This is a genomic window from Methylopila turkensis (assembly GCF_027922325.1).
Taxonomy (GTDB): Bacteria; Pseudomonadota; Alphaproteobacteria; order Rhizobiales; family Methylopilaceae; genus Methylopila; species Methylopila turkensis.
Window position 1 is genome coordinate 214,013 of sequence record NZ_BSFL01000002.1, and the last position, 13,088, is coordinate 227,100.

12 protein-coding genes are annotated in these 13,088 nt (G+C 68.7%); 7 read left to right on the forward strand and 5 right to left on the reverse strand.

The annotated features are described in order from the left end of the window. Positions 1-82 precede the first annotated feature (82 nt). Positions 83-475: an MAPEG family protein gene (locus tag PKE78_RS07655; RefSeq protein WP_271200284.1), complete on the forward strand. Its 393-nt coding sequence runs from the start codon at positions 83-85 to the stop codon at positions 473-475. Between the two features lie 153 nt (positions 476-628). Beyond that, complete coding sequence (locus PKE78_RS07660; RefSeq protein ID WP_271200285.1) at positions 629-2,074, forward strand: acetamidase/formamidase family protein; 1,446 nt, start codon at positions 629-631, stop codon at positions 2,072-2,074. 47 nt (positions 2,075-2,121) lie between these two features. Here the strand turns inward: PKE78_RS07660 and PKE78_RS07665 are convergent, their stop codons facing one another. Together PKE78_RS07665 and PKE78_RS07670 are read right to left on the reverse strand one after the other, a co-directional pair. After that, positions 2,122-2,871 (reverse strand): glucose 1-dehydrogenase, encoded by a 750-nt coding sequence (locus PKE78_RS07665; RefSeq protein WP_271200286.1) that lies wholly within the window; start codon positions 2,869-2,871, stop codon positions 2,122-2,124. A 93-nt stretch (positions 2,872-2,964) separates the two neighbouring features. Then, a complete protein-coding gene (locus tag PKE78_RS07670; RefSeq protein ID WP_271200287.1) occupies positions 2,965-3,276 on the reverse strand; it encodes an ArsR/SmtB family transcription factor in 312 nt (103 codons plus the stop codon). A gap of 156 nt (positions 3,277-3,432) precedes the next feature. Here PKE78_RS07670 and lepA point away from each other — a divergent pair, with 156 nt between their 5' ends. After that, entirely contained in the window at positions 3,433-5,238 is a 1,806-nt protein-coding gene (gene lepA, locus PKE78_RS07675) for a translation elongation factor 4 (protein WP_271200288.1), read from the forward strand. Between the two features lie 44 nt (positions 5,239-5,282). Here the strand turns inward: lepA and PKE78_RS07680 are convergent, their stop codons facing one another. Continuing rightward, a complete protein-coding gene (locus PKE78_RS07680) occupies positions 5,283-6,557 on the reverse strand; it encodes a GGDEF domain-containing protein (protein ID WP_271200289.1) in 1,275 nt (424 codons plus the stop codon). 69 nt (positions 6,558-6,626) lie between these two features. After that, positions 6,627-7,064 carry a very short patch repair endonuclease gene (locus PKE78_RS07685; protein ID WP_271200290.1) on the reverse strand — a complete coding sequence of 146 codons (438 nt, stop codon included), beginning with the start codon at positions 7,062-7,064 and terminating at the stop codon, positions 6,627-6,629. Positions 7,065-7,197: 133 nt separating this feature from the next. Between PKE78_RS07685 and PKE78_RS07690 the strand changes: the two genes are divergently transcribed. Both PKE78_RS07690 and PKE78_RS07695 read left to right on the forward strand, forming a co-directional pair. Beyond that, complete coding sequence (locus PKE78_RS07690; protein ID WP_271200291.1) at positions 7,198-8,427, forward strand: putative DNA modification/repair radical SAM protein; 1,230 nt, start codon at positions 7,198-7,200, stop codon at positions 8,425-8,427. Continuing rightward, positions 8,424-9,863 carry a UdgX family uracil-DNA binding protein gene (locus PKE78_RS07695; protein WP_271200292.1) on the forward strand — a complete coding sequence of 480 codons (1,440 nt, stop codon included), beginning with the start codon at positions 8,424-8,426 and terminating at the stop codon, positions 9,861-9,863. The genes PKE78_RS07690 and PKE78_RS07695 overlap by 4 nt, the downstream gene beginning before the upstream one ends. Positions 9,864-9,877: 14 nt before the next feature. Here the strand turns inward: PKE78_RS07695 and PKE78_RS07700 are convergent, their stop codons facing one another. After that, on the reverse strand, positions 9,878-11,122 hold the full coding sequence (locus PKE78_RS07700) for an MFS transporter (protein ID WP_271200293.1): 1,245 nt from the start codon (positions 11,120-11,122) through the stop codon (positions 9,878-9,880). A gap of 387 nt (positions 11,123-11,509) precedes the next feature. Between PKE78_RS07700 and PKE78_RS07705 the strand changes: the two genes are divergently transcribed. Both PKE78_RS07705 and PKE78_RS07710 read left to right on the forward strand, forming a co-directional pair. Then, positions 11,510-12,379 (forward strand): hypothetical protein, encoded by an 870-nt coding sequence (locus tag PKE78_RS07705; RefSeq protein ID WP_271200294.1) that lies wholly within the window; start codon positions 11,510-11,512, stop codon positions 12,377-12,379. Positions 12,380-12,785: 406 nt separating this feature from the next. Further along, positions 12,786-13,085, forward strand: a complete 300-nt coding sequence (locus PKE78_RS07710) for an antibiotic biosynthesis monooxygenase family protein (protein WP_271200295.1) — start codon at positions 12,786-12,788, stop codon at positions 13,083-13,085. The last annotated feature ends 3 nt before the right edge of the window (positions 13,086-13,088 follow it).

Genomic DNA, 13,088 nt, shown 5'->3' on the forward strand with positions numbered 1-13,088 from the left:
CCACGACCGTCGCGGCGCGGAACGAACCGCCGCGCGCCTTGGTTCTGACCGAGCCCCCGCCAACCGCACCGGAGCGCCGCGCATGATTTTTCCCGCCCTCACCGCCTTCTACGGCGCGCTGCTCGCGCTGATCTTCGTCGGGCTTTCGGCGTGGGTGGTCGCGGGCCGGGTCGGGGACCGGACGCTGCACGGCGACGGCGGCCACAAGGGGCTTTCGAAGCGCATCCGGTCCCACGGCAATTTTGCGGAGTACGTGCCGTTCGCGCTGCTGCTGATCGGGCTTTACGAGGCCGGCGGCGGATCGACGGGGCTGACGCGCGCCCTGCTGCTGGCGCTGGTGGTCGCCCGGCTGCTGCATCCGATCGGCATGTTCGCAGCCCCCAACACGCCGCTCCAGTTCGCGTGCCGCGGCGGCGGCATCCTGACGACCTTCGCCGTGATCGCGGCGGCGGCGGTCGCCCTGCTGCTGCGCTGAGGGCCAAGGCCGCCGCACGCGCCGCGGGCGCTCGTCCGCAAGGGCAACCAACCGACTGGCCGGAAAGCGCTTTCGTCGGCAGGTGGCGCCGCGTTTGCGTCGGTCTCCCCGCCGGCGTTCCGGGCCGGCGGGAAGAGACAAGGACGACACGCCATGTGCCGCGGCGACGATGCGAACTGCCCACAATTCGAGCTGCACTACCGCGCCTTCCGCGAGGATCTCGACCACGAGCGTCGCGGCTTCCTGAAAAGCTCTTTCGTCGCCGCCGGCGGGATCGCCACCCTCGGCGCGGCCGGCGCCTCGCTGGTGACGCCGGCGCTCGCCCAGGCGACCGCCGCGAAGTCGCCCGCGGTCCCGAAGTCGCATTACCTGCCGGCCAACGCCGACACCGTGCACTGGGGCTATTTCTCGAAGTCGCTGAAGCCGCGGGTGGAGGTGGACTCGGGCGACATCGTCACCATCGAGACGCTGACCCACCACGCCAACGACGACGCCGAGCGTATGGTCGAGGGCGATCCGGGCGCCGAGAGCGTGTTTCTCTGGACCAAGGACAAGAAGGGCGTCGACCGCCGCGGCGCCGGCCCGACCGACCCGAAGGTCTACAAGAAGGGCTCCGGCGAGGGCCAGGGCGTCCACGTCATGACCGGGCCGGTCTATGTGCGCGGGGCCGAGCCCGGCGACGTGCTGGAGGTGCGCATCCTCGACTGCGTCCCCCGCCCCTGCGCCAACCCCAAGTTCAAGGGCAAGGCCTTCGGCTCCAACGCCGCCGCCTGGTGGGGCTACCACTACAACGACATGCTGAGCGAAAAGCGCGAGGTGGTGACGATCTACGAGGTCGACGCCGCGGGAGCCAAGAGCTGGGCGCAGGCGGTCTACAACTTCAAATGGGTGCCGCAAACCGACCCGTTCGGCGTCGTTCACGAGACCATAGACTATCCCGGCGTGCCGGTGGACCACGCCAAGACGAGCCGGAACTTCGACGTGCTGAAGGGCGTGCGGGTGCCGATCCGCCCGCATTTCGGCACGCTCGGCCTCGCCCCCTCCGAGGTCGAGTTCGTCGACACGATCCCGCCGAACTATGTCGGCGGCAACATCGACAACTGGCGCATCGGCAAGGGCGCGACGATGTACTATCCCGTCGCGGTCGAGGGCGGACTGCTGTCGGTCGGCGACCCGCATGCGAGCCAGGGCGACAGCGAGCTCTGCGGCACGGCGATCGAGTGCTCGCTCACCGGCGTGTTCCAGCTCGTCCTGCACAAGAAGGGGGATCTGGCCGGCACGCCGCTCGAGGAGCTGAACTACCCGATGCTGGAGACGAAGGACGAGTGGCTCGTCCACGGCTTCTCGTTCGCGAACTACCTGAAGGAGCTCGGGGCGGAGGCCCAGTCCGCGATCTACGGCAAGTCGTCGGTCGACCTCGCGATGCGCGACGCCTTCCGCAAGATGCGCCATTTCCTCATGACCACGCAGAAACTGACCGAGGACGAGGCGACGTCGCTGATGTCGATCGGCGTCGACTTCGGCGTCACGCAGGTGGTGGACGGCAACTGGGGCGTCCACGCCGTGGTGAAGAAGGCGATCTTCGCCGGCCGCGCCTGACCCGAGGACGGAGGAGCGCGGCGGCGGGGGCCGCGCTCCTCCGTATCTCAGCGCTGGCCCCCGGAGACCGCCAGCGTTTCGCCGGTGACCCAGCCCGACGCGTCGGAGGCCAGGAAGACCGCGACCTTGGCGATGTCGTCCGGCTGGCCAAGACGGCCGAGCGGGGTCGAGGCGATGATCTGCTGCTCGAACTCGCCGCCGATGACGCCAGCCGCGTGCGTGCCTTCCGTCTCGACGCCTCCGGGATTGACCGCGTTGACGCGGATCTTCTTCGGGCCCAGCTCCGCGGCCAGGATCCGTGTGAAGTGGTCGACCGCCGCCTTCGTCGCGCTGTAGACCGAGACCGTCGGATACACGCCGCGGCCCGCGACCGACGACACGTTGACGACCACGCCGCCCTCCGGCCCGAAGCGCTTGGCGGCCTCGCGGATCGTAAGCAGCGAGCCGAGCACGTTGATGTCGAACTGGCGGCGGTAATGCTCGACCGTGAGGTCCTCGATCGCGCCGAATTCGTAGACGCCGGCGTTGTTGACCAACACGTTTGGCCGACCAAGGGTCGCCTCCGCCTCGTCGAACAGGCGGAGCACGTCCGCCTCCTTCGAGACGTCGCCCTGCACGGCGACCGCCTTGCCGCCGGCGGCCTGAATGTCCGCGACGACGCGCTCGGCGCCCGCCTTGTCGGACGCGTAGTTCACGACCACGGCGGCGCCCGCGGCGCCGTACGCCCGCGCTATGCCCGCGCCGATGCCCTTCGAGGCCCCGGTCACGATCGCGGTTTTGCCCTTGAGTTCGCTCATTTGGATTTACCCTGCAGCGAGTTGCTTCGATAGTTAGATGAATGTCGAACTATTGAAGCGCAAGAGGCCCGCTCCGGGGATTTTTCTGGGGCGTCAGATGGCGGCGAGCCGCGCGAGATAGGCGGCGAGAACTTCGCGGTTCAGCGTCAGGTTCGCATAGCGTCCGTCGCGCTGGATCGAGATCAGCCCGGCCGTCTCGAGCTCCTTCATGTGGTGCGACAAGGTGGCGGCGCTGACGGCTTGGCTCTCCAGCAGGGCGCTGCAGGGCGTCGGATCGGAGGCCGCGCCGATCTCCTTCAGGATCTGCACGCGGCGCGGCTCCGCCAGCGCGCGCGCGATGCGCTCGGCCTGCCGGTCGGAGAGGTCGTCGCCGTTTGTCGTCATGCCCGATAGGTAGTGCGTCACGCCGCTGCGCGGAAGCAAGGATGGACTGCGGAGCCGCGACCGCTTCCTCTCGCCAACCCGCCTCGACGCGAAAGAATGGCGCCGCCGGGCTCCACGCGTGTCCTCGGAGCCCTGATCTCCTTGCCGACTCCGCCCGTCCCTGCTATCCGCGCGGCCATGGCTTCCGCACCGCAAGACAATATCCGCAACTTCTCGATCGTCGCCCACATCGACCACGGGAAGTCGACCCTCGCCGACCGCCTGATCCAGACCACGGGCGGCCTGCAGGCGCGCGAGATGACGGAGCAGGTGCTCGACTCGATGGACATCGAGAAGGAGCGCGGCATCACCATCAAGGCGCAGACCGTGCGCCTTACCTACCCTGCGCAGGACGGCAAGACCTACATCCTGAACCTGATGGACACGCCGGGCCACGTGGACTTCGCCTACGAGGTGTCACGCTCGCTTGCGGCCTGCGAAGGATCGCTGCTGGTGGTGGACGCGAGCCAGGGCGTGGAGGCGCAGACGCTCGCCAACGTCTATCAGGCGCTCGACAACAATCACGAGATCGTGCCCGTACTGAACAAGATCGATCTGCCTGCGGCCGAGCCCGACCGCGTCAAGGAGCAGATCGAGGAGGTGATCGGCCTCGACGCCTCCGACGCGGTGCCGATCTCCGCCAAGTCCGGCCTTGGCATCGATCTCGTTCTGGAGGCCATCGTAAAGCGTCTGCCGCCGCCGAAGGGCGACCGGGACGCGCCGCTGAAGGCCATGCTGGTCGACAGCTGGTACGACGTCTATCTCGGCGTCGTCGTGCTGGTGCGGATCGTCGACGGCGTCCTGAAGAAGGGCATGAAGATCCGCCTGATGGGCACCGGCGCGGTCTACGACGTGGACAAGGTCGGCGTGTTCACGCCGAAGATGACGGATGTCGAGAGCCTCGGCGTCGGCGAGATCGGATTTCTCACAGGTTCGATCAAGGAGGTGGCGGACACCCGCGTCGGCGACACCATCACCGAGGACAAGCGCCAGACCAAGGACATGCTGCCGGGCTTCCGCCCCGCCCAGCCGGTGGTGTTCTGCGGATTGTTTCCGGTGGACGCCGCCGATTTCGACGACCTGCGCGCCGCCATGGGCAAGCTCCGGCTCAACGACGCCAGCTTTTCCTTCGAGATGGAGAGCAGCGCGGCCCTCGGCTTCGGCTTCCGCTGCGGCTTTCTCGGCCTGCTGCATCTCGAGATCATCCAGGAGCGGCTGGAGCGCGAGTTCAACCTCGACCTGATCGCGACAGCGCCCTCGGTCGTCTACAAGATCAAGCTGACGGACGGCGAGGAGATCGAGCTTCACAACCCGGCCGACCTGCCGGACGTGATGAAGATCGAGGAGATCGCGGAGCCGTGGATCCGCGCCACGATCCTCACCCCCGACGACTATCTCGGCTCTGTCCTTAAGCTCTGCCAGGATCGGCGCGGCCTGCAGATCGACCTGTCCTATGTCGGCAAGCGCGCCATGGTGGTCTACGATCTGCCACTGAACGAGGTGGTGTTCGACTTCTACGACCGGCTGAAGTCGATCTCGAAGGGCTACGCGTCGTTCGACTACAACATCACCGACTACCGCGTCGGCGACCTCGTGAAGATGTCAATCCTGGTCAACGCCGAGCCGGTCGACGCGCTGTCCATGCTGGTGCACCGCACTCGCGCCGAAGCGCGCGGCCGGGTGATGTGCGAGAAGCTCAAGGAGCTGATCCCGCCGCACCTGTTCGTCATCCCGGTGCAGGCGGCGATCGGCGGCAAGATCATCGCCCGCGAAACCATCCGGGCGCTGCGCAAGGACGTGACCGCGAAGTGTTACGGCGGCGACGCCAGCCGCAAGCGCAAGCTGCTCGACAAGCAGAAGGCCGGCAAGAAGAAGCTGCGCCAGTTCGGCCGCGTCGAGATTCCGCAGGAAGCCTTCATCGCCGCGCTCAAGATGGACGAGTGAGCGGCGGGTCCAGCCTGTCCGCGCATCGGCGCCGGAGGTCGCGGTTACAGGAACTCGACCTCGATATGCCTGTGCGCCACGCGCACGACGCGACACGGGTGGGCTAAGTCTTCGGCCCCGATGGCGAGGTCGAAGCGTTCCGGCACCTCGGCGGCGCTTGAAACGTCGATGCGGGCGCCGCGGCCCGACAGCGAACGCACGGTGCATTCGACGGCGGCGGCGCCATGCCCGGTCAGGATGCGGCCGTTCTTGAGCACCCGGCTGAAGCCGGTCGCCTCCGTCTCCCTCTCCTCGGACCCCGCGGCGACGCACCGGTTCCGCCCTTGCGCCTTCGCGAGGTAGAGCGCCGCGTCGGCGTCCCGCAGCAGTTCGTCGACGTCCGCCGACGACGGTCCACGGGAGGCCACGCCGAAACTCGCGGTCATCTGAATGGTCGCGCCGCCGAACGTGTGGGTCTCGGCCACGATCGCCTGACGCAATCGTTCGGCCACCTCGAGCGCCGCGCGTGCGCCAGCATGGGGCAGCGCGATAGCGAACTCTTCGCCGCCAAGGCGGCCGATGACGTCCGATCCCCTCAATTGACCGACGCAGGCCGCGGCCGAGCGCCCAAGCACCGCGTCGCCGGCGGCGTGGCCGAAGCGATCGTTGACGCTCTTGAACCGGTCCAGATCGACCATGAGAATCGACAGGTCGTGGCCATGCCGCACCGCCAGTCGCAGCGCGCGTTCGGCCTCTTCGCGGAAGGCGCGGCGCGACAGCACCCCGGTCAGCGCATCCTGCGTGGCGAGCAGCCTCAGCTCCATCTCGTCCATGACGATCTTCGCCAGATCTTCGAGGATCGCGACTTCGGCGCGTCCGAACGCGCGGGGGTGCTGATCGATCACGCAGAGGGCGCCGATCGCGTGGCCGTCGGGCGTCATGAGGGGCGCGCCGGCGTAGAAGCGGATGCGGGGATCGCCGACGACGAACGGATTTTCGGCGAAGTCCGGATCGATCGACGCGTCCGTCACGACCAGCGGAGCGGCTCGCTTTACGGTCGCGTGACAGAAGGCCGGCCAGCGTGGCGTCTCGGTCGCGTCCAGACCTTCGCGCGCCTTGAACCACTGCCGATGCCCGTCGACCAACGTGACGGAGGCCGTCGACGTGCCGAAGATGCGCCGGGCGAGACGCGTGATGCGATCGAACGTCTCTTCGCGCGGCGTCTCGAGAATGTCGTAGCGATCGAGCGCCCGGAGCCGAGCGCCTTCGTCGTCGCCCTGCGCCATCCGCTGCGCTTCTGACGCCGTGGACCGCATCGTGTCCGACAGGATGAAAGCCATCGTGATCCTCGCAAGTGGTCGCGCCACGGATCTGACGACGGCTTAGCAGACCAAAAGCTTATCGAACGTTTACGGTTTCGAGGAATCGCGCGCCGCGCCAGGCGCGCCGAGAAAGCCGCGCAACAGGCAGGCTACCGCGTCGGCGTCCTTGAGCGCGCACTCCCACAGCACCAGCGCCTCCCAGCCGAGGGCGGCGAGATCGTCCACAGCGCGAGCGTCGCGCGCGCGGTTCCGCTCAACCTTGGCCCGCCAGTAGTCGGCGTTCGCCTTCGGCGTCCGGGCGCCGCGCGCGCAGTCATGCCCGTGCCAGAAACAGCCATGGACGAAAACGACCTTCTTCCGCGTCGGGAAAACAAGATCGGGAGTGCCGGGCAGATCCTTACGGTGCAGCCGGAACCGGTAACCGAGCGCATGCGCGAGCCGGCGCACGGTCCGTTCAGGCTTGGTGTCGCGCGCCTTCACCGCCCGCATGACGGCCGATCGCGCGGCCGAGGTCTCGACGCTCAACGTGCGTGCCCCCTGCGATCCGGCATCAGTCTTTCTCACCTTAAGCGAGCCCGCCTGACACGACGATCTCCGCGGGTTGAATGGAACAAAATATGAACGTATGCTACGGCTCCCTCGCCGGAGACGTTATCTCGTGGACATCGCCGCCAAGCTCGCCATCCTCGCGGACGCCGCAAAATACGATGCGTCCTGCTCTTCGAGCGGAACGGAAAAACGCCATTCCGCCGGCGTGAAGGGCGGTCCGGCGCGCGGAATCGGCTCCACGGAAGGCGCCGGCATCTGTCATTCCTACGCACCCGACGGGCGCTGCATCTCGCTGCTGAAGATCCTGCTCACCAACGCCTGCGCCTTCGACTGCCTCTATTGCGTCAACCGGTCGAGCAGCAACGTCGCGCGCGCCCGCTTCAGCGTGGAGGAGGCGGTGAAGCTGACGCTCGACTTCTACCGCCGCAACTACATCGAAGGGCTGTTCCTGTCCTCGGGGATCATCCGCAGCCCCGACTACACCATGGAGCAGGTGGTGCGGGTCGCGAAGGCGCTGCGCGTCGACCACGGCTTCCGCGGCTACATTCATCTCAAGACGATCCCGGACGCGTCGCCGGAGCTGATCGCGGAGGCCGGGCTCTACGCCGACCGTCTATCGATCAACGTGGAGCTGCCAAGCGAGACCAGCTTGAAGCGGCTCGCGCCCGAGAAGGACCTGCGCGCCGTGCGCCGCTCCATGGGCGGACTGCGCAGCCGGATCGAAGAGGCGAAGGCGGACAAGCGCGCGCCGCGCTTCGCGCCGGCGGGCCAGAGCACGCAGATGATCATCGGGGCCGACGGGTCGGACGACCGCGCCATCCTCGGAACGAGCGCGAATCTCTACGGGTCCTACCGGCTGAAGCGGGTGTACTATTCGGCCTTCAGCCCGATTCCGGACGCCAGCGCCAGTCTGCCGCTCGCGGCCCCTCCTCTGATGCGCGAGCATCGGCTGTATCAGGCCGATTGGCTCATGCGGTTCTACGGCTTCTCCGTCGGCGAAATTACGGAGGCTGGCGGCATGCTCGACCTCGCCGTCGATCCGAAGCTCGCCTGGGCGCTGAGGCGCCGCGACCGCTTCCCGCTCGACGTGCAGCGCGCCTCCCGCGAGGAGCTGCTGCGCGTTCCGGGGCTCGGCAAGACGGTGGTCGACCGCATCCTGTCCGCCCGACGCTTCCGCGCGCTGCGGGTAGAGGACCTCCGGCGCATGCGGGCGCCGGTCGAAAAGGCGCTTCCCTTCATCGCGCTCGCCGACCACCGCCCGTCGATCAGCCTGCTGGACGGCCCCGGCCTGCGCGAGCGGCTCGCGCCGCGACCTCGCCAGATGGCGCTGGCGCTATGACGCCGCGCCGGGTCGCGCTCGACGGGCCCGCCGACGTCGCGGGCTGGCGATCCGCGGCGCGGCGCCTGCTCGCCGCCCGCGTGCCGCCGGAGGCCGTCATCTGGAGCGCGGGCGATGGCGGCGACGACCTGTTCGCGCAGACAGAGCCCCTGCCGCCCGTCGCTCCGGAGAACGGCGCCGTCCATGTGCCCCGCGCGTTTCTCGACCTCGCCGAGACCGCGCTGCTTCATTCGGATCCGGGCCGGTTCGACCTCGGCTATCGTCTCCTGACGCGCGTCGTGGCCCGCCGCCACCTGATCGAGGACGAGGCCGATCCGGACGTGGCGCGCCTGCGCGGGCTCGCGAAGGCCGTGCGGCGCGACAAGCACAAGATGACGGCCTTCGTTCGCTTCCGCGAGGTCGCGACCGACAACGGCCCATGGTTCGTCGCCTGGTTCGAGCCCGAGCATCATATCGTGGAGGCGACCGCGCCATTCTTCGTCCGCCGCTTCGCCGCCATGCGCTGGACAATCCTCACGCCGGAGCGTTCGGCGCATTGGGACAGTCAGGAGCTCAGTTTCTCGGCCAGCGCGTCCCGGAGCGAGGCCCCGGCCGAAGACGCGCTGGAGGACGTGTGGCGCACCTATTACGCGAGCATCTTCAACCCGGCGCGGCTCAAGGTCGCCGCCATGCGCTCCGAAATGCCGAAGAAATACTGGCGCAACCTTCCGGAGGCCTCGCTCATTCGTCCCCTGATCGCGTCCGCCGCGCGCGTGACCGCGGAGATGGTGGACGCCCCGCCCCCTGAACCCAAGAAAGGGCAGCGCCTCATGGCTCACAACGCCCCGACCGTCGACCGCGACACGGACGCGCTCGGCCGGTTGCGCGACGCCGTCGACGGTTGCCGCGCCTGCCCGCTCTGGGAGCCCGCGACGCAGGCCGTGTTCGGCGAGGGCCCCGCCGACGCGGCGGTGGTGGTCGTCGGCGAACAGCCCGGCGACAAGGAGGACGTCGCGGGACGTCCGTTCGTCGGTCCCGCGGGCGCGTTGTTCGACCGCGCCGCCGTCGAGGCGGGCCTCGAGCGACGCAAGGTCTACGTCACCAATGCGGTGAAGCACTTCAAGTTCGAACCGCGGGGGAAATTCAGGCTGCACAAGACGCCGGCTCCGGGCGAGATCGCGGCGTGCGGCCGATGGCTCGATCAGGAGATCTCGACGATCCGCCCGAAGCTGGTGGTCGCGATGGGCGCGACCGCCGCGCGCGCGGTGCTGGGCAAGGCGGTGAAGGTCGGGGAAGCCCGCGGCCATATCCTGCGGCGCGCCGACGGCGCGGAGGTGCTGGTGACCGTCCACCCGTCCTACCTGTTGCGCCTGCCGGACGAGGCCCGCAAACGGCAGGAATACGCCCGGTTCGTCGACGACCTGAGAAGCGCCCTGCCCTATCTCGACGCGGCGTGAGGTCGTGAGACCGCTCAGGCGGCCCGCAGCGCGCGCTTTTCGCGCGCCTCGAGCCAGAACGACAGCAGCGCGATGGCCAGGCCGCCGACGGCGAGCAGCGCGCCGACCCATCCCGGCGCGGTCCAGCCGAGGCCGGCGGCCACCGCCGCGCCGCCAAGCCATGCGCCGAGCGCGTTGGCGAGGTTGAAGGCGGAGTGATTGAGCGCCGCCGCAAGCGTCTGCGCTTCGCCCGCGACGTCCATCAGCCGCGTCTGCAGCGCAGGCCCGATCGCGATGCAGGCTCCGATCAGGAACAGGTTGACGGCCGCGAGCCAGACCGAGGACGACGTCACCACGAAAAGCGCGAGCACCGCGCCGTTCCACACCAGCGCGCCGAGGATGGCGGCCTTGAGCGCACGGTCGGCGAAATAGCCGCCCGCGATGTTGCCCGCGATCATGCCGAGCCCGAGCACGCCGAGCATCAAAGGCACCGCGCCGACGTCGAGGCCGGTCACTTCGGTCAGCGTCGGCGAGATGTAGCTGTAGACCGCGAACATGCCGCCGAAGCCGATCGCCGCCACGCCGAGGGTCAGCCAGACCTGCGGCCTGAGGAACGCGCCGAGTTCGCGCCGCGCGCTCGCGCCGGCGGCCGCCGGAACCGCGGGAATGAACGCGCGGACCAGCGCCGCCGTCAGAATCCCGAGGCCCGCGACCGCGATGAACGTCGCCCGCCAGCCGAATTCCTGTCCGAGCCAGGTCGCCGCCGGCACGCCGACGACGTTCGCGATCGACAGGCCGAGCAGGACGTTTCCGGCCGCTTGCGCGCGGCGGTTCGCCGGCACGAGCGAAGCCGCCACCAGCATGGCCACGCCGAAATAGGCGCCATGCGGCAGACCGGAGAGAAAGCGCGCGGCGTTGAGCGAGAGATAGCCCGGCGCAAGCGCGCTCGCGAGATTGGCGAGGGCGAACAGCAGCATCAGGCCGACCAGCAGCGCGCGCCGGGCCGTGCGGGCGAACAGAATCGCAAGGACGGGCGCCCCGACCACGACGCCGAGCGCATAGGCGCTGATGGTGTGGCCGGCCGCGGGAATGGACACGCCGACGTCGCGCGCCACGCCGGGCAGCACGCCCATCGCGGCGAACTCGCCGGTGCCGAGCGCCAGTCCGCCGACCGCAAGCGCGAACTGGCCTGCTGCGGCGCCGAATGGAGCGGTCTCGGCCGGGCGTTCGGCGGCGGACTCGACGAAGGCGTCCGCGCAGATTGGATTTGGGCTTGCCATAAGCGCCTCCAAGAAAAAAAGGCCGGCTTGCGCCGGCCCAAGTCTAGGGAGGAAACGCCCAAGGAGGGCTGCGCCCGACAACCGCCGGGCACGTTGAGAACGTATCCCACCCGCGATCTTTATTGCAACGCAGCACGGCGCATCGCTGGCATGCGTTTGCGCCGTCCGACATGTTGTCGCGGGATTATCGGAAGGGAGCGTCGAGGGGGGCGCAGCTTCCTCGACTGCCGGAGAGGTCAAAAAAATTCCGGCGCGGTTCGCCTGTTTTGGCGTCGATAGGCGTTCTAGGTCGAGGGCGCGGCGATTCCGGAGGACTCAGACGTGACTGGAAGCGAAGCTCCGCGGCGCGGGGATGGGCCGGTGACGGTCGATCCGCTCGCCGCTCGCATGGCCTCGGGCGGCGGCGCCGCACGGCCGATCGGCGCGGCTGCTTTCGTGGCGCGCGAGCGCCGCCGGCGCGAGCGCGCGCGCAATCCTGCCAGCGCCCTGTTCGGGGCTGGGATCATAGCGTTGGCTGCCGGGGGCTGGGTTGCGTTCGCCTGGGCGCCCGCGCCGACCTCGGCCGGATCGGTTGACGCCGCGCCGCCGCAGGCGGCCGGGGATCGCGCGAAACTCGATGAGGACGTCCGGCGGCTGTCGCACGAGCGCGCAGCGCAGGCGGAAGAAGTCGCTGAACAGGAGAAGCGCATCGCCGAGCTTGTGGAGCGGCGAAAGACGCTTGAGAAGCAGGTGGCGGACCTTGCCGCCCCATTGTCTGACCCGGGGAACGCCGAGCGCGCCCCGACCGAACGCTCTGAGCCCGCGGCGAGAGACGACACTCCGGTGGAGGAGAGTTCGAACGCCGCCCGCGAGCGCGCGGCCGTCATGACGTCAACCGACGCGCCGGAACGGCCAGGGGCGACGCCGCCTTTGGAAACTGCGAACGCGGACCCGGGCGCCGAAGCGACCGCAGCGCCGGGCCCGGTGCGGGTGTTCATTCATGTTCGCGCTGGTGATCCCACGGCCCGCGCCCGCGCTGACGCCCTCGCGCAGGCGCTGCAGGACGACGGCGTCGAGGTGGCGGGCATCCGGGGCGTCCCCCGCGCCGTGCGGCGGGACACGGTCCGCTACTACTACGACGACGACCAACTTGCGGTCGGGACGCTCGAACGCGCGCTGCGCGGCGCGTCAAGCCGGAGCTCCGCTCCGCTGACGCAGGACTTCCGGAACCGCCGGATCGCTCCTCGCAAGGGTACGCTGGAGATATGGCTGTCATAGCCATGCGCATGAACGGGCGGGGCACCGAAGCGGCCCACCCGTTCATAGCCATGCGCATGAACGGGCGGGGCACCGAAGCGGCCCACCCGTTCATATTCAACTAAAGCGTAAAGAAATTACGCTGTGACGGGTCTATATCAGCGACGGAGCGCTTCCGTCCAAAACGCCATAGCCGTCATCCAGAATGCGATGTGCGTTCCAGCAAGAGGATGCATCACGCGAACTCTCCTGACAACGTTTCGATCCGAGGGCCTGTGCGGCGTCTCGTCTCTTGTGTCGGTAGAAAAACTCCCGCGCAACTTGGAAGTTCCGACGTGCGACGAAAGCACGACGTCACTCGCGCTGCATGATGACCGCCGCCGCCCGTCCCGCTATGAAGCCTTGGATGGCTATCGAGGAGGGTCGGATGATTTGGGAAATCGCTGAGATCGACGTGAAGCCGGGCTCGGAGGCCGCGTTCGAAGCCGCGGCGGCGAAAGCCGTCCCGCTGTTCAAGCGGTCGAAGGGCTGCCGCGGCATGCAGATCCAGCGCTCGATCGAGCATCCGAGCCGCTACAGGCTGATCGTGGACTGGGAGTCGGTCGAGGATCACACCGTCGGGTTCCGCGGCTCGGAGGAGTTTCAGGAGTGGCGGCGACTGGTCGGGCCGCACTTCGCAGAGCCGCCGCGGGTGGAGCACACCGAGAAGCTCACTCTCGGCTTCTGACGC

Bases quoted from the DNA above. Each gene is read 5' to 3' on its own strand.
- PKE78_RS07655 (WP_271200284.1), top strand. From the start codon at position 83: ATGATTTTTCCCGCCCTCACCGCCTTCTACGGCGCGCTGCTCGCGCTG.
- PKE78_RS07660 (WP_271200285.1), top strand. From the start codon at position 629: ATGTGCCGCGGCGACGATGCGAACTGCCCACAATTCGAGCTGCACTAC.
- PKE78_RS07665 (WP_271200286.1), bottom strand. From the start codon at position 2,871: ATGAGCGAACTCAAGGGCAAAACCGCGATCGTGACCGGGGCCTCGAAG.
- lepA (WP_271200288.1), top strand. From the start codon at position 3,433: ATGGCTTCCGCACCGCAAGACAATATCCGCAACTTCTCGATCGTCGCC.
- PKE78_RS07680 (WP_271200289.1), bottom strand. From the start codon at position 6,557: ATGGCTTTCATCCTGTCGGACACGATGCGGTCCACGGCGTCAGAAGCG.
- PKE78_RS07695 (WP_271200292.1), top strand. From the start codon at position 8,424: ATGACGCCGCGCCGGGTCGCGCTCGACGGGCCCGCCGACGTCGCGGGC.
- PKE78_RS07700 (WP_271200293.1), bottom strand. From the start codon at position 11,122: ATGGCAAGCCCAAATCCAATCTGCGCGGACGCCTTCGTCGAGTCCGCC.
- PKE78_RS07705 (WP_271200294.1), top strand. From the start codon at position 11,510: ATGGCCTCGGGCGGCGGCGCCGCACGGCCGATCGGCGCGGCTGCTTTC.
- PKE78_RS07710 (WP_271200295.1), top strand. From the start codon at position 12,786: ATGATTTGGGAAATCGCTGAGATCGACGTGAAGCCGGGCTCGGAGGCC.